At 64.4% G+C, this 24,188-nt stretch carries 22 protein-coding genes; 8 read left to right on the top strand and 14 right to left on the bottom strand.

What is annotated here, in order from left to right:
* Window positions 1-199 precede the first annotated feature (199 nt).
* Window positions 200-595, top strand: a complete 396-nt coding sequence (locus D1Y85_RS14990) for a DUF6232 family protein (RefSeq protein WP_124151854.1) — start codon at window positions 200-202, stop codon at window positions 593-595.
* An 81-nt stretch (window positions 596-676) separates the two neighbouring features.
* Here the strand turns inward: D1Y85_RS14990 and D1Y85_RS14985 are convergent, their stop codons facing one another.
* Window positions 677-3,127 (bottom strand): glycogen/starch/alpha-glucan phosphorylase, encoded by a 2,451-nt coding sequence (locus tag D1Y85_RS14985; protein ID WP_124151853.1) that lies wholly within the window; start codon window positions 3,125-3,127, stop codon window positions 677-679.
* A gap of 417 nt (window positions 3,128-3,544) precedes the next feature.
* Between D1Y85_RS14985 and D1Y85_RS14980 the strand changes: the two genes are divergently transcribed.
* Window positions 3,545-4,897, top strand: coding sequence for an MFS transporter (locus tag D1Y85_RS14980; protein WP_124151993.1), 1,353 nt, complete (start codon window positions 3,545-3,547; stop codon window positions 4,895-4,897).
* A gap of 82 nt (window positions 4,898-4,979) precedes the next feature.
* Here the strand turns inward: D1Y85_RS14980 and ltaE are convergent, their stop codons facing one another.
* Together ltaE and D1Y85_RS14970 are read right to left on the bottom strand one after the other, a co-directional pair.
* The gene (gene ltaE / locus D1Y85_RS14975) at window positions 4,980-5,984 is read right to left on the bottom strand and encodes a low-specificity L-threonine aldolase (protein ID WP_124151852.1); all 1,005 of its coding nucleotides are present in this window, start codon (window positions 5,982-5,984) and stop codon (window positions 4,980-4,982) included.
* A 331-nt stretch (window positions 5,985-6,315) separates the two neighbouring features.
* Window positions 6,316-7,044, bottom strand: coding sequence for a peptidoglycan DD-metalloendopeptidase family protein (locus tag D1Y85_RS14970; protein ID WP_124151851.1), 729 nt, complete (start codon window positions 7,042-7,044; stop codon window positions 6,316-6,318).
* A gap of 272 nt (window positions 7,045-7,316) precedes the next feature.
* Here D1Y85_RS14970 and D1Y85_RS14965 point away from each other — a divergent pair, with 272 nt between their 5' ends.
* Window positions 7,317-7,637, top strand: coding sequence for a hypothetical protein (locus D1Y85_RS14965; protein WP_124151850.1), 321 nt, complete (start codon window positions 7,317-7,319; stop codon window positions 7,635-7,637).
* Window positions 7,638-7,681: 44 nt separating this feature from the next.
* Entirely contained in the window at window positions 7,682-8,422 is a 741-nt protein-coding gene (locus D1Y85_RS14960) for a DUF2968 domain-containing protein (protein ID WP_124151849.1), read from the top strand.
* Between the two features lie 347 nt (window positions 8,423-8,769).
* Here the strand turns inward: D1Y85_RS14960 and D1Y85_RS14955 are convergent, their stop codons facing one another.
* The 6 genes from D1Y85_RS14955 to D1Y85_RS14930 all read right to left on the bottom strand — a co-directional run bounded on the left by D1Y85_RS14955 (window position 8,770) and on the right by D1Y85_RS14930 (window position 13,673).
* A complete protein-coding gene (locus tag D1Y85_RS14955; RefSeq protein ID WP_124151848.1) occupies window positions 8,770-9,096 on the bottom strand; it encodes a DUF4148 domain-containing protein in 327 nt (108 codons plus the stop codon).
* Window positions 9,097-9,315: 219 nt separating this feature from the next.
* Entirely contained in the window at window positions 9,316-10,725 is a 1,410-nt protein-coding gene (gene gndA / locus D1Y85_RS14950) for an NADP-dependent phosphogluconate dehydrogenase (RefSeq protein ID WP_124151847.1), read from the bottom strand.
* A 105-nt stretch (window positions 10,726-10,830) separates the two neighbouring features.
* Window positions 10,831-11,463, bottom strand: coding sequence for a DUF938 domain-containing protein (locus D1Y85_RS14945; protein WP_124151846.1), 633 nt, complete (start codon window positions 11,461-11,463; stop codon window positions 10,831-10,833).
* Window positions 11,464-11,554: 91 nt separating this feature from the next.
* Window positions 11,555-12,418 carry an NAD-dependent protein deacetylase gene (locus D1Y85_RS14940; RefSeq protein ID WP_124151845.1) on the bottom strand — a complete coding sequence of 288 codons (864 nt, stop codon included), beginning with the start codon at window positions 12,416-12,418 and terminating at the stop codon, window positions 11,555-11,557.
* Entirely contained in the window at window positions 12,415-12,801 is a 387-nt protein-coding gene (locus tag D1Y85_RS14935; protein ID WP_124151844.1) for an oxidoreductase-like domain-containing protein, read from the bottom strand. The genes D1Y85_RS14940 and D1Y85_RS14935 overlap by 4 nt, the downstream gene beginning before the upstream one ends.
* A gap of 98 nt (window positions 12,802-12,899) precedes the next feature.
* Window positions 12,900-13,673, bottom strand: coding sequence for an SDR family oxidoreductase (locus D1Y85_RS14930; RefSeq protein ID WP_124151843.1), 774 nt, complete (start codon window positions 13,671-13,673; stop codon window positions 12,900-12,902).
* Between the two features lie 239 nt (window positions 13,674-13,912).
* On the opposite strand from D1Y85_RS14930, the gene gltS reads away from it, so the two are divergent.
* From gltS to D1Y85_RS14915, 3 genes are all read left to right on the top strand, one after another.
* On the top strand, window positions 13,913-15,115 hold the full coding sequence (gene gltS, locus D1Y85_RS14925; RefSeq protein ID WP_124151842.1) for a sodium/glutamate symporter: 1,203 nt from the start codon (window positions 13,913-13,915) through the stop codon (window positions 15,113-15,115).
* An 80-nt stretch (window positions 15,116-15,195) separates the two neighbouring features.
* The gene (locus D1Y85_RS14920; RefSeq protein WP_124151841.1) at window positions 15,196-15,816 is read left to right on the top strand and encodes a LysE family translocator; all 621 of its coding nucleotides are present in this window, start codon (window positions 15,196-15,198) and stop codon (window positions 15,814-15,816) included.
* A gap of 178 nt (window positions 15,817-15,994) precedes the next feature.
* Entirely contained in the window at window positions 15,995-16,972 is a 978-nt protein-coding gene (locus D1Y85_RS14915; RefSeq protein WP_124151840.1) for a 2-dehydropantoate 2-reductase, read from the top strand.
* Window positions 16,973-17,078: 106 nt separating this feature from the next.
* Here the strand turns inward: D1Y85_RS14915 and D1Y85_RS14910 are convergent, their stop codons facing one another.
* Window positions 17,079-18,080 (bottom strand): LysR family transcriptional regulator, encoded by a 1,002-nt coding sequence (locus D1Y85_RS14910; protein ID WP_124151839.1) that lies wholly within the window; start codon window positions 18,078-18,080, stop codon window positions 17,079-17,081.
* Between the two features lie 20 nt (window positions 18,081-18,100).
* Window positions 18,101-19,435: an oxalate/formate MFS antiporter gene (oxlT, locus tag D1Y85_RS14905; protein ID WP_124151838.1), complete on the bottom strand. Its 1,335-nt coding sequence runs from the start codon at window positions 19,433-19,435 to the stop codon at window positions 18,101-18,103.
* Between the two features lie 373 nt (window positions 19,436-19,808).
* On the opposite strand from oxlT, the gene D1Y85_RS14900 reads away from it, so the two are divergent.
* Window positions 19,809-20,753 (top strand): LysR family transcriptional regulator, encoded by a 945-nt coding sequence (locus D1Y85_RS14900; protein WP_124151837.1) that lies wholly within the window; start codon window positions 19,809-19,811, stop codon window positions 20,751-20,753.
* Window positions 20,754-20,961: 208 nt separating this feature from the next.
* On the opposite strand, the gene D1Y85_RS14895 is transcribed toward D1Y85_RS14900, so the two are convergent.
* The 3 genes from D1Y85_RS14895 to frc form a co-directional block, all read right to left on the bottom strand.
* On the bottom strand, window positions 20,962-21,936 hold the full coding sequence (locus D1Y85_RS14895) for a hypothetical protein (RefSeq protein ID WP_124151836.1): 975 nt from the start codon (window positions 21,934-21,936) through the stop codon (window positions 20,962-20,964).
* Window positions 21,937-21,984: 48 nt separating this feature from the next.
* The gene (locus tag D1Y85_RS14890) at window positions 21,985-22,797 is read right to left on the bottom strand and encodes a fumarylacetoacetate hydrolase family protein (protein WP_124151835.1); all 813 of its coding nucleotides are present in this window, start codon (window positions 22,795-22,797) and stop codon (window positions 21,985-21,987) included.
* A gap of 99 nt (window positions 22,798-22,896) precedes the next feature.
* The gene (gene frc, locus D1Y85_RS14885) at window positions 22,897-24,144 is read right to left on the bottom strand and encodes a formyl-CoA transferase (protein ID WP_124151834.1); all 1,248 of its coding nucleotides are present in this window, start codon (window positions 24,142-24,144) and stop codon (window positions 22,897-22,899) included.
* Window positions 24,145-24,188 lie beyond the last annotated feature (44 nt).

Below are 24,188 nucleotides of genomic sequence, written 5' to 3'. Positions count from 1 at the left end.
CAGAAAATGAAGCCTTGAGCTGGCAAACCAGGCTTGTCACGATGCTCCGGAACGGCGAGTGTGAGATCGCGGATCCATGCTGCGAAAACGTTACCGCGAAGTTACCGCGAAACTGGCGGATCCGCTTTTCGTGTGGGCGATGCGACAAGGAACAGATTTCTGCTAACCTTCCCACATTCCCCTCGCATCTCTGGAATCGATGGAACTACCTTTTAACGAGGCCGGCGTTTCAGTCACGCGCACTGCACTTTCGGTTGCGGGCCAGGTCTTCCCGCTTCGCGACATCGACGATGTGCAGATCGTCACCGTCCGCCGCAACCACGTCGTACCGATCTGTCTGAGCACGAGCGGCGCCATACTCGCCGCAGGGGGTTACTTCCTCGACTCGCCGACCGCGTTCGTGTGCGGGCTCATGCTGTTCGTAATCGGGATGCTCACGTGGTACAGCCAGGACATTACGCATCAACTGATCGTCGTGAAGGGTAGCGAGCGGCGCGAAGCGCTGTCGAGTCTCGACCCTACGTTCGTCGAACGCGTCGAACAGGCCGTGCGCTTCGCAATGGCAGGCCGCGGCGATGGCGCCGTAGTGCGATAGCGCGCTCCAGCGCGCCGTGACACGCGCTGGACAGGTCTGCGACGGCTCGCAGGACAAACGGGAAAGGCAGCGAGAAGCGCGCTAGCCCATATCGATCGGCTTGACGTTCCAGATATCGCGCGCGTATTCAGCAATCGCGCGATCCGACGAAAACTGCCCCACGCCCGCAACATTCGCGATGGCGCTCGCGGTCCAGCCCGGCATGTCGACGAAACGGCGATCGACGGCCTCCTGAGCCGCAACGAACTCCGCGAAATCGGCGAGCACGAGATAGTGGTCGCCCCAGTCCACTAGCGTGTAGAAGATTTCGGAGAAACGCGCGGGATCGTCTGGCGAGAAAAAGCCCGTGCGAATCTGGTCCAGCGCGTTGCGCAATTCGGCGTTCTCCTCGTAGATCTGGCGCGGCCGGTAGCCAGCCGCGCGCAGCGCATTCACCTGTTCCGCCGTGTTGCCGAAGATGAAGATATTCTCCTGCCCCACCGATTCGCCGATCTCGATGTTCGCGCCGTCGAGCGTGCCTATCGTCAGCGCGCCGTTTAGCGCGAGTTTCATGTTGCCCGTGCCCGACGCCTCCGTGCCGGCAGTCGAAATCTGTTCGGAAAGGTCGGCGGCGGGAATCATCATCTCGGCGATGCTCACGCCGTAATTCGGCACGAACAACACCTTGAGGCGTTCGCCCACCACGGGATCGTTGTTCACCTTCACGGCGACGTCGTTGATGAGCTTGATGATGGTCTTCGCCATGCGATACGCGGACGCCGCCTTGCCCGCGAACAGCACCACGCGCGGCACCCAGTCGCGCTGCGGATCCGCGACGATACGGTTGTAACGCACGATCACATGCAGCACGTTGAGCAACTGCCGCTTGTATTCGTGGATACGCTTGACCTGCATGTCGAAAAGCGCGTCCGGATCGAACACCATGCCGCTGCGCAGCTTGGCCCGTTGCGCAAGACGCACCTTGTTGCAGCGCTTCGCCGCGCGAAACGCGGCTTCGAAGGACGCGTCGCCGCGTAGCCCGCGCAACCCTGCCAGTTCGGTCAAGTCAGTGCGCCATTTCGTGCCGATGCTCTCGTCGATGAGCCGCGCGAGCGGTGGATTCGACTGCCCGAGCCAGCGGCGCGGCGTAATGCCGTTCGTAACGTTCGTGAAGCGATCGGGATAGAGTCGCGCGAAATCGGCGAAGATATCGTGCTGCATCAGTTGCGAATGCAGCTTTGAAACCCCATTGACCTTGTGGCTCGCGACAATCGCCAGATGGGCCATGCGTACGCGCCGCTGGCCGGATTCGTCGACGAGCGACATGCGGCGAATCATGTCGAGTTCGTGCGCGCCCTTGTCGCTCGCTTCGTCGAGGAAAGCGGCATTGATGTCGTAGATGATCTGCAGATGCCGCGGCAAAAGCCGCCCCAATAGTTCGACATCCCAGGTTTCCAGTGCTTCCGGCATCAGCGTGTGATTCGTGTACGAGAACACGCGCCGGATATTGCCGATCGCCTCGTCCCACGACATGCGATGGACGTCGACGAGCAGGCGGATCAACTCGGGGATCGCGAGCACCGGGTGCGTGTCGTTCAGATGCACGGCGACTTTGTCCGAGAAGCGCGCGAGCGTGCTGTGCGTGCGCAGGTAGCGGCGAATCAGATCCTGCATCGTCGCACAAACGAAGAAGTACTCCTGACGAAGTCGCAACTCGCGCCCGGCCACCGTCGAATCGTCGGGATAGAGCAGGCGCGAGACGTTCTCGGATATGTTGCGCGACTCCACCGCACGCTGATAGTCGCCCTGATTGAACGCCGAGAGATCGAGTTCTTCGTCGGCGCGCGCGGACCACAGGCGCAGCGTGTTGGTGGCGTCGGTCGCGTAGCCGGGGATCACCGTATCGTAGGCCATCGCATTGACGTGTTGCGTGTCGAGCCATTCGACGTGACCGTCGCGCCGCACGGTACGTCCGCCGAAGTGCACCCGGTACTGCACCTCGGGCCGCGGAAACTCCCACGGATTGCCCGCGCGCAGCCAGTAATCGGGCGCCTCGACCTGCTCGCCATCGACGATCTGCTGCCGGAACATGCCGTAGTCGTAGCGAATGCCGTAGCCGAAGCCCGGAATGCCAAGCGTCGCCATCGAGTCGAGAAAGCACGCCGCGAGGCGCCCGAGACCGCCGTTGCCGAGTGCGGCGTCGGGTTCCAGATCGAGGATCGACTCCATGTCGACACCGACATCGGCGAGCGCCTCTTTCATCTGATCGTAGATGCCGAGTGCGAGCAGCGCGTTGGAGAACGTGCGGCCGATCAGGAATTCCATCGACAGGTAATAGACGCGTTTCACGTCCTGTTCGTACTGGCGGCGCGTGGTGACCATCCAGCGCTGGACAAGGCGATCGCGCACGGCGAGCGCCGCGGCATGCAGCCAGTCCTGCGGAATGGCCGTGACGGCGTCCTTGCCGACGCCGTACATCAGACGGTTGGAGAGGGAACGGCGCAGCGCCTCGGCGCTGCTTTGCAACTGGTCGAACTCGAGACGCGCGGTCATCGGAGCCTCCCGCAAAAGGCGGCGCACGCGCCGCGCGTTCTGGGGCTGCGCGTGCGGAACGCCCGCAAGACAGACCGGGCTCCAACGCAGATCAGTTTGCAGAGTAGGACATTTTCTTGCCGCTTGCGGCGGCACGGCATGGAGCGAAAAGTGGGGACGTCCGCCGCCCGTGCAACACACGGGCGTTTGGCGACGCATGGCTGGGTGGACAGTTAGTTGCGTTCGAACGTCTACCCGCTGCCGTCGAACGCGACCTTACAGTCAGCTCACACGCCAGGGCGTGCTCTGCACGATCGCCCAGGCTCTGTAACAATCGCGGGTCAAGCGGCATCGAGCCGCATCGTCTTCCGGTCACACGAGAACAACTTGTCCGATACCACCTCCGCGCCGGGCGTTACCCAGCTTGCCGACGCGCCGATGTCCGCGAAAAACCGCCGCGCGATGGCCGCCGTGATGCTCGCCGTCGCGCTCGCGACGCTCGACACCGCCATCGCCAATACCGCCCTCCCGTCGATCGCGGCCGACCTGCACGCGGCGCCGGCCGCATCGGTGTGGATCATCAACGCCTATCAGCTCGCCATGGTCGCGACGCTCCTGCCGCTCGCGGCGCTCGGCGACATCATCGGGCACCGGCGCATCTATATCAGCGGACTCGCGGTCTTCACGCTGGCCTCGCTCGCGTGCGCACTCGCGCCGACGCTCGGTGCGCTGGCCGGCGCGCGCGTGCTCCAGGGCCTTGGAGCCAGCGCGATCATGAGCGTCAACACGGCGCTGATCCGCTTCCTGTATCCCGCGCATCGACTCGGGCGCGGAGTCGGCATGAATGCGCTCGTCGTGGGCGTTTCGTTTGCGGTGGGGCCGACCATGGCGTCGCTGATTCTCTCTGCGGGCACGTGGCCGTGGCTCTTCGGCGTGAACGTGCCGCTCGGCATCATCGCGCTCGTATTCGCCCTGCCCGCGCTGCCGCACACGGCAACGGGCAAGCACGCATTCGATCCCGTTGCCGCGCTGCTCAACATCATCGCGTTCGCTGCGCTGATCTTCGCGCTCGGAGAATCGGCGCAGCAGGCGAGCGTCACGGAAGTGGTCATCGCCGCAGCCGTCGCACTCGTGTTCGGCGCGCTGCTGATCCGGCGCGAGGCCGGCCATCCCGCGCCGATGCTGCCCGTCGATCTGTTCAGGCGGCCGATGTTCGCGCTATCGGCGTTGACGGCGGTGTGCTCGTTCGCGGCTCAGGGTCTCGCGTTCGTCGCGCTGCCGTTCTACTTCGAAACCGTGCTGATGCGCAGCCAGGTGGAAACGGGCTTCCTGATGACGCCGTGGTCCGTCGTCGTGGCAGCCGCCGCGCCGATTGCAGGGCGCCTCTCGGATCGCTATCCGCCCGGCCTGCTCGGCGCAATCGGACTCGCCATCCTGTCGGCGGGCATGGCATCGCTCGCACTGATGCCCGCGCATCCGGGCGTGCTGGACATCATTGTTCGTATGTCGATCTGCGGAGCCGGGTTCGGTTTCTTCCAGTCGCCCAACCTGCGCGCGATCATGTCGAGCGCACCGCCCGAGCGCAGCGGCGGTGCGAGCGGGATCATCGCGACCTCGCGGCTCCTCGGACAGACCACAGGGGCTGCGCTGGTCGCACTGTGCTTTGGGCTGGTGGGGCGCCACGGACCGACGCTGGCGGTGACGATCGGCGCGGTATTCGCGGGCGCCGCGAGCGTGGTGAGCGGGTTGCGGCTTTTGGCGCCGTCGCATCGCGGCGCGCACGGCGTGTAAGGAGATTTGGGGCGGCACGCCGGCGGGCGTGCCTTCCTTTGCGGCGCGCGCAACTGCGCCGCCGGTACGCCGCAGTTACGCCTTACCGCGCGAAATAACCCTTCACGGCCTCGACGAACGTGTCGACATCCGCAGCCGACACGTCGAGGTGCGTGACGAAGCGCGACGCGTAGAGCATCTGCGTGAGGATTCCGCGCTCCTTGAGCCACGCTTCGAGCGGCGCGCAATGTTCCTGCGGGAACCGTGCCATCACCATGTTCGTCGCCTGCGCCAGGACCGTCACTTCCGCGATCTGCGCGAGGGCAGCAGCCAGACGTGCAGCGTTCGCGTGGTCATCGGCGAGCCGCTCGACGTTGTGATCGAGTGCGTAAAGACAGGCAGCCGCCAGCAAGCCCGATTGACGCATACCGCCACCGAGCACCTTGCGCCAGCGGTGCGCCACGTCGATCAGGGCCTTGCTACCGACCAGCACCGATCCCACCGGCGCGCCGAGCCCCTTCGAAAAGCAGATCGATACCGAATCGAAGCCTGCGGCCAGCGCTTCGAGCGGCTGCCCCGAGGCAACCACTGCATTGAACACGCGCGCGCCGTCGAGGTGCGTGGAAAGTCCGCGCGCGTGGGCGAGCTGCGTTGCCTCGGCGACATAAGCGGCGGGCAGCACCTTTCCGCCGATCGTGTTTTCGAGCGCGAGGAGCCGCGTGCGTGCGAAGTGATCGTCGAGGGGCTTGATCGCGGCCGCGATGCGTTCGAGCGGGATCGAACCGTCTTCAGCGTTATCGAGCGGCTGGGGCTGGATGCTGCCGAGCACTGCGGCGCCGCCGCCTTCGTATTTGTACGTGTGGGCCGCCTGGCCGACGATATATTCGTCGCCGCGCGCACAGTGCGCCATCAAGGCGGCCAGGTTGCTCTGTGTGCCGCTCGGGAAGAAGAGACCCGCCTCCTTGCCAGCCTCCTCTGCGACGCGCGCCTGCAGGCGCAGCACGGTCGGGTCGTCGCCCCAGACATCGTCGCCGGTTTCGGCGCGGGTCATGGCGGCCAGCATGTCAGGGCTGGGGCGGGTAACGGTGTCGCTGCGCAGGTCGATCATGCGATGAAATCCTTGTGGTTGACGCTCGCGCCATGCTGCCCCGGCCCCTGACGCGCAACGCGTGAGTGTCGGCCGTGGCGGGCGGCGCGCGCGCATCGGCGCGCGCAACGCGGCGTGAGAACCTTCAAGTGTAGTTTCGAACTGCGGGGGTAGGCAAATGGCGGCACGGGGCCAAAACGATGCGGCGCGATCCACATTGCCTCATTTCATTCGCAACTCAGGTGACAGAGTGGATCAGGCACAGTCGAAACTGACCCCGCGCGACGCGCCACGGTTCACGAGTGAGCGCCAGCGGCAACTGTGTAGCGCGTACGCGAAGTGGACCATCGCGCTAACGCTGCAACAACGGTAACGGATCGACCGGCTTCCCACCGCTGCGCACTTCGAACTGCACGCCTGCAACACCGTGCGGATCGACCCCCATTTCGGCGATCGGCTGACCTTGCGTAACGGCGTCGTCCTCCTTCACGAGGAGCTTGCTGTTGTGACCGTAGGCTGTGACGACCGTATCGTTGTGCTTGATGATAATGAGCGGCCCATAGGCCTCGATGCCGGTTCCGGCATAAACCACGCGGCCGGCCGCAGCGGCCTTCACGGGTTCGCCGGCCACGCCGCCGATGACAATACCTGTCGACTTGCCAGGCACGAACCTCTCCAGCACCGGACCGCGAGCGGGCCAGGCGAACGTGATGGTCGGTTCGACCGGCACGGGCATCGCGACGCCCGCCGCTGCGGGCGCGGGAGACAGTGGCTGTTGTACGGAAGGCGCGAAACTCGGCGGCGGTGCCACGCGCAGCACCTGGCCTGCGACGATGGTCGCGTTGGGCGGCAACTGGTTCCAGATTGCGATGTCCTGCGCGCGCTGACCAAATGCGGCCGCGATGCGCGAAAGCGTATCGCCGGGATTGACGCGGTAGTAACCGGCAGGGACACCGCCGGTTGCGACAGGAGCAGGCGTGCCGGCCGTTCCACCCAAAGGGGGAAGCGCGCAGGCGTTCATCAGGAGCGTGAGGGCGGCCAGTGCGGCCGCCGCACCCGGGTTTCGCCAGTGTGGATTCATCTTGCAGTTCCTCGCTTGTGCCTCGCTACGTACACTGGATGCTACGTACATTCGATGCGCGCCGGTCCGCAGGCGTTCGTCACAGGGCCGCGCGTCGCGACAAAGCAGGCCCGGAAATGGCGAACGGCCCCATTATATCGTTCGATGCTCGAGGCCCTCACGAACGGGGCGGCACTCACTTCGAGCGGCGCTCGCCTATACTGCGTCCTGCTGCCCCAGAAAAATAACGACAGGCCTCCCGCTGCGGTCCCACATTCGTGAGGAATCCGAGGATGAACAAAGCCACCTTCCTTTCCGTGCAGCTCAATGTCGAAGACATCGCGGCGTCGCCGGGCCTCGTCGAATTGCTGAACAACCACCTTGTTTTCGCCGCCGACGTCGCCGAAGCCGCCGACGAACTGGTCCAGCACGCGAGCGTCGCGCGCCTGTCGGGTGGCGTCGAGGCGACGGTCGAAATTCCTGCCCTGGTGGTCGAGCGTCTGCGCGACGCACTCGACACGCTGAGCGGCTATGACGAAACCTGGTTTTTCGCGCTCGAGCCCGGTCGGGCGCTGTTCAACGATATTGCACGCCGGCCGCGCCTCCTGCACTGAGCAGGCGCGGTTCGCGCACCGGCGTGCCATTTGGGGGAATCGCCGTGAAAACTTTCCTGAATCGCCGTAATGCCGTGCTCTCGGGCGGCCCGTCGCACCTCGTCGCCGTTTCGCACGCCGCTCATCCCACCGCCGCGGAACCGGCGGAACGTGTCGCTGACGAGACGCCGCACGATAGCCTCGACGCCGAAGTCGCGAATGCAGCGCGTGCCGTGCCGACACTGCGCGCGGTGCCGGTCGTGCCTTCGCAGTTCAACGGTCGCCCGGTGCAGATCGCCGACGGTACGATGTTCGAGGCGCTCGCTGCGGGAAATTCACTCGATACGTTCCGGGTTTTTCGCAGTTTCGACTTTACGGTCAGCCTGTTCTTTCACGCGCCGTCACTGAGCTATTACGTGGCGCTGCATCAGGATGGCATGCTCTGGCGTGCACTGAAGGCAAACGACGTCGACGCCGCGGGCGCAGCGTTCCACCACCTGGAAGAGCAAGCGACCCGCCTCACGGACGGCGAGACCCGCCGGGCGCAACTGATCGCGCAGAACGAACAGTTGCAGCGGCAGGTCGAGGAATCGGAAGCGCTGGCCGAGCGGCTGCGTGCCAACCTGCAGCGCCATGCGGAGCAGGAACATCGCGTGACTGGACGCCAGCACCAGGTGCGCAAGGAGGTCGCGCAACTGGAAGCACAGCGCGTTGCCGCCCAGGCGCAACTGAACAAGGCGCACCGGGCGATCCACCAGCTCAGCATGACGACCAGCGAAGGCGTGCCGCATATGACGGGGCGCTAGCCGTCGATCACTGCGGCGGCCCGGATGAAAAAAGCGCGGGCCGGTTTTCGACCGGGCCGCGCTCAACTGCGTGCTGCAAGTACTGCTACTTCTTGTCAAACCTCTCAGGTACTTCTGCGCTGCAACTTCTACCGCTACTTCTACGGCATGGCACTGCAACAGCCACTGCTACTTCACAGAACAGCACTTCGACACCAACGGCTACGGCTACTGCTACTTCACAGCGATACAACGTCTACCGCTGCTCCATCACAGAACTGCAACTTCTACCGCTACTGCAACTTCCACCGCCGGAACCGGCAAGCCGTGCGAGACGGCTTCGTTCAGCCCTGTTCCGGCCGGACTGCTCAGTTTCCGAAATACACCGATTGATGCGGGGCGAGATGCTGTGGCTGCACCGCACCGCCTGCCTGCGCCGTGCCGGCCGCCGGAGCGCCATAGCCGCTGGTTTCGCCGGCTGCGAGCTTCTGCGCGTTCACACGGGCCTGGGCAGCCTGCAGGTTTTGCGGATAATTCTCGTCACCCGCTGCCGGTTTGTAGCCAGCCTGCTCGAGTTCAACCAACTCGGCGCGCACCTGAGCGCGGGTCAAGCCTTGCTGGCTCGACTGGGCAAACGAAATCGCCGGAACGGCAAGAGCGGCGGCAACGACAACGGCGGGAATGAGTTTCTTCATGATCTAACCTCCATCTGTGTTCTTTTACGTGTGCTTCGAACACCTTGTCCGTAAGCGCTTAATGACAGTGTAGGAGTTAGATTGATCCAGGGTAAACCCTTCTTAGAAAAAACACCTTTGCAGAATCCGCAATAAAAAAGGTGAACCATGCAGGTTCACCTCTCAGTTCCAACAATCAGCGCAACGACCGAACGGTCGCTGACCGCACCCCGCGTGCGATCAGGCCCAGTCGGCGTGGAAGCTCCCAGGCTTGTCGATGCGCTCGAACGTATGTGCGCCGAAGAAGTCGCGCTGCGCCTGCACGAGGTTCGCGGGCAGACGTTCGGAGCGATAGCCGTCGAAGTAGGCGATCGCCGATGAAAACGCCGGCACCGGCACCCCCGCCGACACCGCCGCAATCACCACCTCACGCAGCGCCGCCTGATAGCTCGCGGCGATGTCGCGGAAATACGGGTCGAGCAGCAGGTTCGCGAGTTTCGGGTCGGTCGCATAGGCGTCCATGATCTTCTGCAGGAAGCGCGCGCGAATGATGCAGCCCGCGCGGAAGATCTTCGCGATCGTGCCGTACTGCAGGTCCCACTTATATTCGTCGGAGGCGGCGCGCAGTTGCGCGAAGCCTTGTGCATACGAAATCACTTTGCTCAGGTACAGCGCGCGCCGCACCGCTTCAACAAACGCGGCTCGCTCGCCGATGAACGACTTCGCGGACGGACCTGCGAGCACCTTGCTCGCCGCAACGCGCTGCGTCTTCAGCGACGAAAGCACACGCGCGAACACGGATTCGGTGATGAGCGGCAGCGGCACGCCGAGGTCGAGCGCGTTCTGGCTCGTCCACTTGCCGGTGCCCTTCTGCGCGGCGCGGTCGAGAATCACATCGACGAGATCCTTGCCCGTCTCCTCGTCCTTCTTGCCGAAGATCTTCGAGGTGATTTCGATGAGGTAGCTGTCGAGTTCACCCTGGTTCCATTCGGTGTACACACGGCCCAGTTCCTCGTTCGAGAGGCCGAGTACCTGCTTGAGCACCGCATAGCTTTCGGCGATCAGTTGCATGTCGCCGTACTCGATGCCGTTATGGACCATCTTCACGAAGTGGCCCGCGCCGTCCGGACCCATATACGCGACGCACGGCGCGCCGTCCGGCGCTTTCGCCGCGATTTCGGTGAGGATCGGCGCAACCAGTTCGTAAGCGTCGCGCGGGCCACCCGGCATGATCGACGGCCCCTTGAGTGCGCCCTCCTCGCCGCCCGACACGCCCGTCCCGATGAAATGCAGCCCCGCGTTCGCGAGTTCCTGGTTGCGGCGGATCGTGTCGGTGAAATGCGTGTTGCCGCCGTCGATCAGGATGTCGCCTTTGTCCAGCAGCGGCTTGAGCGCCGCGATCGTCGCGTCGGTCGCTTCGCCCGCCTTCACCATCATCAGGATGCGGCGCGGCTTCTCCAGCGACTCGACGAACGCTTCCAGCGTGTAGGCCGGCACAAGCTTGCGATTGGGGAATTCGGCGGTCAGCTCGTCGGTTTTCTCGCGGGTACGGTTGAACACCGATACCGCGTGGCCCCGGCTCTCGATGTTGAGCGCCAGATTGCGGCCCATCACCGCCAGTCCCACCACGCCAATTGCCTGTTTGCTCATGTCGTCTCTCCACTTCGCGATGAAGGCGGCGCGCGCGGCGTCGATCGTGCAAGGATAAGGGAAACGCCTTCGCGATGCGCGAATGCGACCACGCCGCACGTGGTTTCAGCGCTTGCGGAAGACCAGGCTGAAGTTGTTCGCCGGCATCGTCACGATCTGCTCGCAGACGAAACCTTCCGCCTGCGCCAGCGCCTCGACCGCTTCCATGTCGCGCACGCCCCATGCCGGGTCACGCTCACGCAACTGCGTATCGAAGGCTTCGTTGCTCGGCGCAGTGTGCGCGCCACCGCGCCGGTAGGGTCCGTAGAGCACCAGCACTCCGTCCGCTGGCAGACGCTTGCCCGCGCCTTTCACGAGCGCGATGGCCGCCTCCCACGGCGCGATGTGGATCATGTTGATGCAGACGATCGCATCGACGGCATCGATGGGCCACGGCTCGCGGCACACGTCGAGATCGAGCGGTAAACGTAGGTTCGGCAGGTTCGGCACGTTCGCCGTGCCCGCGTGCTCGCGCCAGGCAGTGATGGAGGCCCGCGCTCGCGGGTCGGCGTCGCTTGGCTGCCATTCCAGGTCCGGCATCGCGGCAGCGAAATGCGCGGCGTGCTGGCCCGTTCCGCTCGCAATTTCCAGCACCGTGCCGCGCGCGGGCAGCGCCCCGCGCAGGACATCGAGAATCGGCCCGGCATTGCGTTCAGTGGCGGGCGCGAAAAGGCGGGCGTCGGATTGCGGTTCGCTCATGGGTTGGGTTTGTCGTGGTTCGTGACGGTTTGCATCGGCGCTTCGGGTTTCGCGCGTCGTCGGGCTTATCGGTTGTGGTCGATGAGGCGGATCAGGCGGCGAGGCGCCCGGCGAGCGCATCGAGCGTCGCTGCGCACGGCGCCTCGACCTTGAGCGCGAGGAGCGGATCGGCGCGCGTGCGCCCCAGATTCACGACCGCGATGGGCTTGCCGCGCTGCTGCGCCCAAGCGCAGAAACGATAGCCCGAGTAGACCATCAGCGACGAACCGGCGACGAGCACCGCATCGGCGGCATCGAGCGCCTCCGATGCCGCCGCGACGCGTTCGCGCGGCACGTTCTCGCCGAAGAACACCACCGACGGTTTGAGCATCCCGCCGCACGCAGCGCAGGCCGGCACGGCGAACGGCAGGTTGCCGTCGAAGTCGAGATGGGCGTCGCCATCGGCGGCGGGTTCGGCGATTGCGGTTGCGACTTCGGGATTGTTCGCTTCGAGCAGCGGCTGGATCGACGCGCGCGTGTACTGGGCTCCGCAATCGAGACAATGGACGTGGCCGATGCTGCCGTGCAGTTCGATGACGCCGTGGCTGCCCGCGCGCTGATGCAGTCCATCGACGTTCTGCGTGACGAGCGTCGTCACATAACCCGCGCTCTGGAGCCGCGCGAGTGCGAGATGCGCGCCGTTCGGTTGCGCCTGGCCCACGGACGGCCAGCCGAGCATGCTGCGCGCCCAGTAGCGCCGCCGCCACGCTTCGGAGCCGAGGAATTCCTGCACGGTGATGGGCGGCGAGCGCTTCCAGGCACCGTTTTCGTCGCGATAGCCCGGGATGCCCGAATCGGTGCTGATGCCCGCACCGGTCAGCACGAACAGGCGAGGATGGCGCTCGACGAACGCGTGAAGTGCGTCGAGTGTGTCAGATGTGAGAGCGGGAGCGTTGAGCAGGGCAGATTCGGTCATGACGGCTTCGATTTAACGATCGGGACGCGTGTGCGGTGCCCTTTTGCCTTTGGCTTTCGGGCTGGCTTCCGGACGGGCTTTTGGGCTGGCACTGGCGCGGTCTTTCCGGCTCCCTTGACGACCGGGTCGCGCACTGCGGCAACCCTCCCCGAACATGCGCCTTCAGTCTTGTCCCCCGCCTCGCGTGCAGCGCGCGTCCGAGTTCCGCCAGCAGCCGCCTTGCGCTTTTCCCACGCGGCAAACTCGGCGCGCCAGCGCGCGACCTCTGCGTCGTACAGGTCGAAGATGCACGGATCGCAGCCACAGTGGCAGCAGGCGTCGTTGTCCGGACGTTCGGGTGGGTCAGGGCGCGGATCGTCGTCGGGGCGCGTGGGCAAAGGCATGGGCGCTTGGGCGTCGTGACGGGTCGACGGTCAGTATACGAAACATCGCGCCCGGGCGTGCGGGGCCGCACGAGCGCTGCGACTTCCGCCCGGGACGCTCAGCCGCGCCCGACGAACGGCATTTTCGTCGCCATGATCGTCATGAATTGCACGTTCGCTTCGAGCGGCAGTTGCGCCATGTTCAGGACCGCATCGGCGACGAGCTCGACGTCCATGAGCGGTTCGACGGCAATCTCGCCGTTCGCCTGCGGCACGCCACGCGCCATGCGCTCGGCCATCTCCGTCGCCGCGTTGCCGATGTCGATCTGTCCGCACGCGATGTCGTAGCGCCGCCCATCGAGTGACACGGACTTCGTTAGCCCGCTGATGGCATGTTTCGTCGCCGTATAAGCAATGCTGAACGGACGTGGCGCGTGCGCCGAGATCGAACCGTTATTGATGATGCGTCCGCCGCGCGGCGTCTGCCGCTTCATCAGCGCGAATGCCGCGCGCGTGCAGAGAAATACGCCAGTGAGGTTCGTGTCGACGACACCGCGCCAGTCGTCCACAGAGAGTTCGTCGATATCGACGGCGGGAGCATTGCGGCCCGCGTTGTTGAAGAGCAGATCGAGGCGGCCATAGCGCGTACGGATCGTTTCGAAGAGCGCGTCGACGGCGGCCGCGTCGCTCACGTCGCACGGCGCGGCAAGCGCGTGCTGGCCGCGCGCTGCAGCCTCGGCGGCGAGCGTGTCGAGCGGTTCGGCACGACGGCCCGCCAGCACGACGGTGTAGCCGTTTGCGAGCAGCTTGCGCGCGCAAGCGCGGCCAATGCCACTACCCGCGCCCGTAACGAGTGCGATCTTGCCAGTCACGGCGGACTGCGGTTCGTTCATGATTGGAATCTCCGGGTCGGATTTCGAGGAGTGCGGCAAGGCGCGCTTGCCGCACGTTCAGCGCGGGTTCGCGCCATTTTAGGGCAATCGTGCGGCCGTCCGCGCGGCGTCCGGAACCGGGCATCGCATCGCGGCAGGCAGTGCCGGCGCATCGGGTACGGCTCTCGTGTACCGTGGACGACGGTGCCGCCCGTGCGAGGCGCCCGCCCCCTACCGTCCACCGCACCGCGAGGCCCACCATGCACCTCGACGTCTACGGAACACTGGTTGCCGCATCGATCGTGCTGCTACTCGGCGAACTGCTCGTCGCCGTCGTGCCGCTACTGCGCCGGTGGACCATTCCCGAACCTGTTGCGGGCGGTCTGGTTGCCGCGCTCCTCACCTTCGGGCTGCATTCGTTCGTTCACGTCGACGTTCGCTTCGACCTGGCCCTGCAGACTCCGCTCATGCTCGCTTTCTTCGCCACCATCGGCCTGAACGCGAATCTGGCGAACCTCAAGTCGGGCGGCCCGATACTCGTGCGCTTCCTGTTCGTGGTGGTCGGGCTGCTCGTGCTGCAGAACGTCGTCGGCATTGGCATGGCACTCCTGCTCGGCATCGATCCGCTCTTCGGACTGCTTGGCGGTTCGGTGTCGCTTGCCGGCGGACACGGCACCGGCGCAGCATGGGGCGCAATCTTCACCGAGCATCACGGCCTTGAGGCGGCGACCGAGGTTGCCATCGCATGCGCGACGTTCGGCCTTGTGATGGGCGGGATCCTCGGCGGGCCGGTCGCGCAGCGGCTGCTCAAGCGCATCGGCCACCGTCAGGTGCCCGACGACGACCAGAGCGCGCCCGACGCCTACGCCTTCGAAGAACCGAAGGCGGAAAAACCCACCACACCGGGCGCGTTCATCAACACACTCACGCTCATCGTGATCAGCCTCGCTGCGGGTAGCGAGATCGCGGATCTGCTTGCGGGCACCGTGTACGAATTGCCCACGTTCGTGTGCGTGCTGTTCGTCGCGGTGTTGCTCACCAACGGGCTCGTGCTCCTCCGACGCCCCGTCGCCGAGCAAGCGGTTGCGCTGATTGGCAACGTGAGCCTCGCACTCTTTCTCGCGATGGCGCTCATGTCGCTGCGTCTCTGGGATCTCGCCGATCTGGCGCTGCCGGTCTTCTCGATCCTCGCCGTGCAGACACTCATGATGGTGCTCTACGCGCTTTTCATCACGTTCCCCGTCATGGGCGGCAACTACGACGCGGTCGTGCTCTCGGCGGGTCACGTCGGTTTCGGTCTTGGCGCGACACCCACGGCCATCGCGAACATGCAGGCGGTCACCGCCCGCTTCGGACACTCGCACCTCGCGTTTCTGGTCGTGCCATTGGTGGCGGCGTTTTTCATCGATATTGCCAACGCCATCGCCATCAAGCTCTTTCTCATGCTGCCGGTATTCCATTGAGCGCCGCCAGACGGACCGCGATGTTCGGATAAAATCGACCGGATAGCGCGCCCGATTCCCGATGTGCGCAGAGATCCGTTATGTCCCTCACCGCCTGGCTCTTATTCCTTCCCGCCTGCTTCGCGCTCAATATGGCGCCGGGGCCGAACAACCTGCTGTCCATCAACGTAGCCGCACGCTACGGCTTCACGCGCGCATTCGTGGGCGGCGCGGGACGGCTCGTTGCGTTCGCCGCGATGATTGCGCTCGCGGCAACGGGACTCGCGGTGGTGTTGCGCGCCTCCGAGGCCGTCTTCTTCGTCATCAAGCTTGCGGGCGCGGCGTACCTGGTCTGGCTCGCGATCCAGCTCTGGCGCAGCAACGCAGCACCGGTCGGCATGGCCTTCGAAGGCGACGCCGCGCTCTCGCGCATTGCACGGCGCGAATGCCTCGTCGCTGCGGGAAATCCGAAAGCGATTCTGATTTTCACGGCGTTTCTGCCGCAATTCGTCGATGTGACGAGACCCATGTCCGCCCAGTTCGCCGTGCTCGGCGCGAGCTTTCTCGTTCTCGAATGGATCGCCATCGCGCTCTACTCGCTCGCGGGCGTGTACCTCGGCCGCTGGCTCACGCGCGCCACCGTGCGCCGCTGGTTCAACCGCTGCTGCGGCACATTTCTCGGCGTGATCGGCCTGGGTTTCCTGCTCGTGCGGCGGACCTGAACGCCGCGCGGAGTCCATAACCTATTGTTAATGTTTCTGCCGAGAAACTTTAACTGTCGTTAATCGACGCATCCCCCTATGCTCGACCCATCGTCTGTCGATACAGCGAGCGGCACGCTTTACGGCGCGCCAAGCGCTGCGACGGACACGCGGTTTTCAACGTCATTGGGGTTTCGTTATGAAAATCTGCATCTTTGGGGCAGGGGCGATCGGCGGCATGATGGGCGTGCAGCTCGCACGCGCGGGCGCCGATGTGAGCTTCATCGCGCGCGGGCCGCATCTCGCCGCAATGCGCGAGCGCGGCGCGCGTCTTTTGATGGACGGCGAAGAATATGTCGCCAACGTGCGCTGCTCGTCCGATCCGCGTGAACTGGGCGTTCAGGACGTTGTGATCATCACGCTCAAGGCGCATTCGGTGGCGGGTGTGATCGACGCCATGCAGCCGCTCATCGGCAAGCACACGGCCATCGTCACGGGCACGAACGGCATCCCCTACTGGTACTTCTATCAGCATGGCGGCAAGTTCGCGGGCACCCGGCTCGAAAGCATCGATCCGGACGGCTCGCAATGGACGCGTCTCGGACCCGAGCGCGCCATCGGCTGCGTGCTGTATCCGGCCGCCGAAATCGAAGCACCCGGTGTGATCCGCCATGTCTACGGCAAGAAGTTTCCGATCGGCGAACCTTCGGGCGAGCGCACGCCGCGCATCACGCAGCTGCACGAAATCATGCAGGCTGCCGGTTTCGATGCGCCGATCCGCGACGACATCCGCGACGAAATCTGGCTGAAACTCTGGGGCAACCTCTGCTTCAACCCGATCAGCGCGCTCACGCATGGCACGCTCGACGTCATCACGGGCGACCCGGCCACGCGCGACGTCGCGCGCACGATGATGCTCGAAGCGAAGCGTATCGCCGAGCAGTTCGGCGTGCATTTCCGCGTGGACGTAGAGCGGCGCATCAACGGCGCGGGCGCGGTGGGCGCGCACAAGACCTCGACACTCGTCGACCTGGAAAACGGCAGGCCGATGGAAATCGATCCGCTATTGACGGTGGTGCAGGAAATGGGACGCCTCGTCGGCGAGCCCACGCCGACCATCGACGTCGTGCTCGCCCTCGTCAAGCAACGCGAGCGCATGGCGTTGCTGGCAGCGTAATCGCCGCGCGGCCGGATTCGTGGATGCCAGGATTTCTGGCCGCGCAAATGAAAATGGACCACGTAGCGTGGTCCATTTTTTTTGGTGTGAAGCAAAGTCGAAAAGCCTAGCCCACGTCCACCGATGCATACGATTCAACGGACGTCGATTCGCGCGTCGCCACACGCGATTGTTCACCGCCCGTAGCTTGCGCGACGAACTGCGCCCACGCGACCTGCGCACACGGCCGCAGCGAGCGATTGCGGCGGCGCACGAGCATCGTCGTCACGTTGACGACCGGATGCAGCACGCGCACCACGAGCGATCCGGAAGGCACAGGCCAATGGCAGGCGGCATCGTCCGCATCGCTCGCCTGCGCACCATCGACACACACGGGCAGTACGCCAACGCCGAGCCCAAGCTGCGCCATGCGCGCCACGCCCGCCACATGCGCGATCTCCTGCAACGGTCTCGCTTGCGCGCGCAGTCCGGCTAGCGCACGCGTCACGGCGCCCGTGCAGCCCGCATCGCGATTGAGCGTGACAAGCGATTCACCCGCGATATCGGCCCATTGGAGCGCGCCGTGCTGCGCGAGCGGATGGAACGCCGGCATGACTGCACACAGCGGTGTCGCCGCGAGCGGCTGCACGTCGAGATTGCCACTCGCAAACGGCACGGTCTCGGCGATCACACCGAAGTCCGCTTCCCCCTGCTCGACGGCTCGCACGACCGCGGTCTGCGGAAGATCCTGAAGCTGTAGCGTGAGCGAGGGAAAGGCGGCGGCGCAACGCGCCATGGCGGCGGGCACCCAGGTCGAGGAGAGCACCGGATTGCTTGCCACAAGCACGACGCCGCTATGCGACTGATGCGCTTCGCGGCCCTCTGCGATCGCCATATCGATTTCGTCGAGCAGGCGACCGATGCGACGCTCGAAGCCGCTGCCCGCGAGCGTGAGTTCGACGTGACGCGTGGTGCGGTCGAACAGTTTCAGTTCGATGACCTCTTCGAGATCACGCACGCAGCGGCTGACTGCCGACTGCGTGAGACCGAATTCGTGCGCGGCGCGCGTGAAGCTGCGCGACCGCGCGACCGCAACGAAGACTTTGAGCTGCTGAAGCGATACGTTCATCGCGGCTCTCGTGCGACGCCTTATTCGCCGGTCTGGTTCGACAACGGCGCGAGAGCCGACGGCGCGCTCTGGGAAAGGTCAGCGCTGCGTGCGTCGGCCTGCCGTTCGAGCATGCGTTGACGCATCGGCGCAAGGATCAATTTCGCGCTGATGCCCGCAGTGATCGTGATGACCGCCGCCGCGACGAACACAGCGCTCCAGCCGCCCGTGGCCGAGAGAATCGACGCAATCGGCACCAGCAGCGACGCCGTGCCCTTCGCCGTGTACAGCGTGCCTGCGTTGGCAGAGGCAAACTTGCTGCCGAACGTGTCTGCGCAGATGGCCGGGAAGATCGAGAAGATTTCGCCCCAGAAGAGGAAGATGAGCGCGGCAAACGTCATGAACGCGTAGGGGTTCGTGCCGAACTGCATCATGCCGAGCAGCGCGAGACCTTCACCGACGAACACGAGGAACATCGTATTTTCACGGCCGATCTTGTCGGAGATAAACCCACATAGCGGGCGCGTGAAGCCGTTGCAGATGTTGTCGATCGAGAGCGTCAACGTGAGGAGCGGAAGCGTCGCGCCGAACACTGCCATCGGCATCTTTGCGAGGCCCCAGTCCTTCGCGATGGGGCCGATCTGGGCGGTCGCCATCAGGCCGCCCGCGGCCACGGCCACGAATGCCGCATACATCACCCAGAAAACCGGCTGCTTGACCATCTGCCCCGGCGTGTAGTCGACGCGCGAAACCAGACGCCGAGCCGACACGGCAGTTGCGCGCGGCGCCGGCTTCACGAGCAGGAACGCGAGCAGGAGAATCGACACGCCCTGCAGAATGCCGAAGAAGAAGAACGCACTCTCGTAACCTGAACGCGAGATCATGTTCGCGATCGGAATGACGGTGACTGCTGCGCCCGCGCCGAAACCGGCGGCCGTGAGGCCTGCCGCGAGACCCCGGCGATCCGGGAACCACTTGAGCGCATTGCCGACGCAGGTGCCGTACACACCGCCTGCACCAATGCCCGCGATCACGGCCGAGACATAGAGCGTTGTCAGCGACGTCGCGTACGAGTTGAGGACCCACGATAGCCCTGCGCAGACCGCACCGACCGCCACGACCGGACGCGGACCGAACTTGTCGACCAGCCAGCCCTCGATCGGCACGAGCCACGTCTCAGTCAGGATGAAGATGGAGAACGCCAGCTGAATCGACGCTTCGCCCCACTGGTGCCGCGCGTTCATGGGCGCGACGAACAGCGTCCACGCGTATTGCAGATTGGCGACGAGCGCCATGCACACCATGCCCACGACCAGCTGAAACCAGCGGTTGGTCCAGAACGGACCGACCTCGCTCTTTTGACTGATTGCACTCATCTCGCTTGTCTCCGCTATCTATTCACGAAGGCCAGCGGAATGCCAGCCTTCATAAATCTCAACTTATGGTTTTGAATTTCGCCCTTCTTCCACCTTCGACTTGACTTACGCAGACAATGCGGGAATCCGAATGAAAATCCATCAATTCATGATCATCCGATATATTGCCGCTTGCCTCTGAATAGTTCGCTGCGCAAGGGGTCTCAGTCCTTTTTTGCCATGACGTCCCCCTCGTTTTCCCTACCCCGTCGTTTACCCGAATGCCTCATGGCGGGCATTCGGACTCCTTTCATTGTCATGCTAGGGTCATTGCTGAATTACTAATAATTAAACTTTGTTATCATGTGGATTCACGTTCCTTTATGGATCGGCCATGACAATGCGAAACGCCACGCTACGGCAGCTGAAGGTCTTTGAAACCGTGGCGCGCCACCTCAGTTTTTCGCGTGCTGCCGAAGAACTGCACCTCACCCAGCCAGCCGTTTCCACGCAAGTCCGCCAGCTCGAAGAACACGCAGGACTGCCGCTTTTCGAGCAGCTCGGCAAGAAGATCTACCTCACGCCCGCGGGCACGGAGATGCTTCACTACAGCCGCGCGATCATCCAGCAGTTCCACGAAGTCGACGAGGCGATGAGCCAGTTGAAGGGCGTCTCGGGCGGCAAGCTCAATGTCTCCGTGATCAGCGCGGGCGACTACTTCTTTCCGCGCCTGCTCGCCGAATTCACGCGCCGCTACAAGGGTGTTTCGCTCAATCTCGCGGTCCACAACCGCGAGCAGCTGCTGCAACAACTGGCGACGAACCAGACCGATCTCGCGGTGATGGTGCGTCCGCCGCACGCCACCGACGCGATCAACGAACCGTTTGCACCGCACCCGTACGTGATCGTGGCGGCGCCCTCGCACCCGCTCGCGAACAAGCGCGGCATCAAGCTCAGTACGCTCGCCAACGAGGCGTTCATCGTGCGCGAGCGCGGCTCGGACACGTGGAATTCGATGGAAGAAGGGTTCGCGGGCAAGATCACGAACCTGAAGATCGCCATGGAAATCAAAAGCACCGAGACGATCAAGCAGGCCGTGATCGCGGGCATGGGCATCGCCTTCCTCTCCGCACACACGGTCAGCCTCGAACTGCAGGTTGGTCACCTGACCGTGCTCGACGTCGAAGGCTTTCCGGTCATGCTCAACTGGTACGTCGTACACCGCAAAAACAAGCGCCTGCCGCCCGTCGCGCTCGCGTTCAAGCACTTCCTCATGGAGGAAGGCGCGCCCCTCATCGAAAACATCACGCGCGTGACGGAAGCTAGCTTTCATAAGTAAGGCGCTATGGTTCGGCACGGATCCTTTAGACGTAGCTGATCCTTCGTCCGTAACCGCACGAAACAGCCCTCCGTTGCCCGCTCAGGCAAATCTGCCGCGAACCTTCAGGCCACCTTCCTCTGATTCCGCAGTCGTGCAGCGCCACGTCGTCTGCCGCTCATCGAGCGACGAGAATCGCACGGGCGTGGCGCCTCGATGACGTACCGCTTCAGTGCGGCCCCTGCCTGTGCCTCAGCGCGCGATGACGGCTGCGCCGGCGCCTCGGCAAGTCTCGTGATACGTGATGAACGGCGTGTATGGCCCCTTCATTCGGCGCGACACGCGCATAAAGACACTCGGGAGCGAACGAGCCGCTACCGCACGCTTCGACCAGCAGGTCGTCGGGCACGCCCGCGAAGCCTGGCCGCAGCACACCTGCGCCTGTGACAGGCCACCCTCCGCTCGCATGTCGCGCAAGCGCGAACCGCACCGTGCCCCGTGACTGCGCACCGGACATGACACGCATGCCGAGCGCGGCACCCAGGACGCTCGCGCTGACGAGCATCGAGAGCCCTGATTCGTGCCCAACTGATGCCGTCGCGAATCCGCAACCAAGCGCGATGCCGAGCAGCAACGCGACGAAGTGAACTACGCGCTCGCTCGCCGTGAACGGCTGGCGCGGCCCCACATGCACCGCGCCGCACAGCGCGGTCGCAGCGGCGCCCAGCAGCAGCGCACCCAGTGCGACTGCGAGATAGAGAGCCACACGTTGTTCGAGCAACCCAGGTTCGGGCCGCACGAGAAACCAGGCAAAGCCGCCGCCGAGCGCCGCGAGGCCTCCAACGCAGCCCGCTACGGCGGTCGTACGCACGCGCGCCCGCACATCCAGCAAGATGCCTGGCCACACGCCCGCGAAGACGCCCACGACAACCGCGACGGCAGCATCGGCGGCATGAGCGACACTAGCTGCCAGCACACCGGGCGGCACAGTCAGCAGTAGTCCATAACATATTGCCGAAGCGACACGGTATTCGCGCCATGGCGACATACACCGCACACAACCCGGCTTCACGCGGGCGGGCACCGCCGCGCGACGCGCCCACGCCGGGGCGAGCGCCGCCAGTTGTGCTAGTGCACATGTCAGCCAGGCATATAGCACGCCGCCGCCCAACCAGACAATGTCGCCAGCCAGTTGCTCCCGCATGGTTCCTCCTCGCGTCCGGCGATCACGCCGTGCGCGTTTTCATACTCGTCAAGCCGCACCAACCACCGCGGCGACCGCTTGCGTTCCGGCTCGCGTCGCCGCGAGCGTGTTCGACAACGTGCCGATGCCGTCGATCGTGATCTCGACCGTTGCGCCGTCGCCGATCGATCCCACGCCGAGCGACGTGCCACAAGCGATCACATCGCCCGGTTCCAGCGTGAGATCCTGCGAAATCAGGCTGACCTGCTGCGCGGGCGTAAACACCATATCGGCGATCGGATAGTTCTGGCGTTCGACGCCGTCGAGCCGCGTCACCACGCGCGCGCTATTCCAGTCGAAGCCCGAGATGATCGTCGGCCCTATACAGCAGAACGTATCGAAACCTTTGGCGCGGCACCATTGCGGGAAGTGCGGATTCTCGTTGAGCACGCCCGCAGCGGTGACGTCATTGACGATCGTGTAACCGAAGATCGAAGCCTCCGCCTCTTCAACGCTCACGTTACGGCAGCGCTTGCCGATGACGATGCCGAGCTCGCCTTCAAACGCGATTTTTCCCGCATAGTGGGCAGGACGAAGGATCGGCTCGCCTGATCCGATCACCGACTCCGCCGGCTTCAGCAGAAACAACGGATGCGCGGGCACCGGTTTTTCGAGCTTCGCCGCGAGCGCATGAAAGTTGTTCCAGAGCGCAATGACCTTGCCCGGCGCGCATGGCGCGAGCGGTGTCAGCGTGCGCAGCGACAGCACCGCACCAGTCGGCACGGGCTGATCGAGTCCTTCGTATTCGTGCAGATATCCGTTCTCGATGCGACCGAACACGATGCTGCCGTCGTTCGCCATCAAGCGCATCCAGGTATTCATGTTTCGCTCCGTCGTCGACGCGCGCCGTGGTCCGTCGCGCGGTCCTTCGTGTTCACTTTGCGCGCGGGCGTCACGCGACCGGCGCGCCCCGCGCTGCGTTCAGATCGCGCCTGCCGCGCGCAGCGAACGAATGTCGTCGCCCGAGTAGCCAAATTCGGCGAGCACTTCGTCCGTATGCTCGCCGAGCAACGGCGAGCGCGTGACCTCGGTGTGACTGTCCGAGAGCTTGATCGGATTGCCGACGGTCAGATACTTGCCACGCACCGGATGCTCGACTTCGACGATCGTGCCGCTCGCGCGCAGCGATTCATCCGAGGCGATCTCCTTCATCGACAGAATCGGACCGCACGGAATGTCATAACGATTGAGCACGGCCATCGCATCGAACTTGGTGCGGTTCATCGTCCAGTGCTCGATCTCGTCGAAGATCTCCTTGAGGTGCGGCAGCCGCGCGTTGGGGGTCGCGTAGCGGGGATCGTCGATCCATTCCTCGCGGCCGATCAGCTTGCAGATGCGGTCCCACACCGGCGCCTGGGCGATGAAGTAGATATAGGCGTTCGGATCGGTCTCCCAACCCTTGCACTTTAGAATCCAGCCCGGCTGTCCGCCGCCCGACGCATTGCCGGCGCGCGGCACGGCTTCGCCGAAGGCGTCGTTCGGATATTGCGGATACTCCTTCATCACGCCGGTGCGATCGAGCCGCTGCTGATCGCGCAACTTCACGCGGCACAGATTGAGCACGCCGTCCTGCATCGCGGCGAGCACCTTTTGTCCGCGCCCCGTGTGCATGCGCTGATAGAGCGCCGTGACGATGCCGAGCGCGAGATGCAGGCCGGTGCCACTGTCACCGATCTGCGCGCCCGTGACGACGGGCGGGCCGTCGTCGAAGCCCGTGGTCGAAGCCGCGCCGCCGACGCATTGCGCGACGTTCTCGTAGACCTTGCAGTCCTGGTAGGGCCCAGGGCCGAAGCCCTTCACCGAGGCGACGATCATGCGCGGATTCAGCGTCTGGATACGCTCCCAGCTGAAACCCATCCGATCGAGCGCGCCCGGCGCGAAATTCTCGACGAGGACATCGCAGTCGCGGATCATCCGTTCGAGCACGAGCTTGCCTTGCGGATTCTTGGTGTCGATCGTGACCGAGCGCTTGTTGCCGTTGAGCATCGTGAAGTAGAGGCTGTCCGCGTCGGGGATGTCACGCAACTGCTCACGCGTGATATCGCCTGCGCCGGCGCGCTCCACCTTGATGACGTCGGCGCCGAACCATGCCAGCAGTTGCGTGCAGGTCGGACCCGACTGTACGTGCGTGAAATCGAGAATGCGCACGCCATCCAGTGCCTTGCCCATGTCATGTCTCCTTGTTAGTCCTGGCCGGGCGAGTTATCGAAAAT

The sequence above is a fragment of the Paraburkholderia dinghuensis genome (assembly GCF_003837865.1).
Classification (GTDB): domain Bacteria; phylum Pseudomonadota; class Gammaproteobacteria; order Burkholderiales; family Burkholderiaceae; genus Paraburkholderia; species Paraburkholderia dinghuensis.
This window is presented reverse-complemented; position numbering and strand designations above follow the sequence as displayed.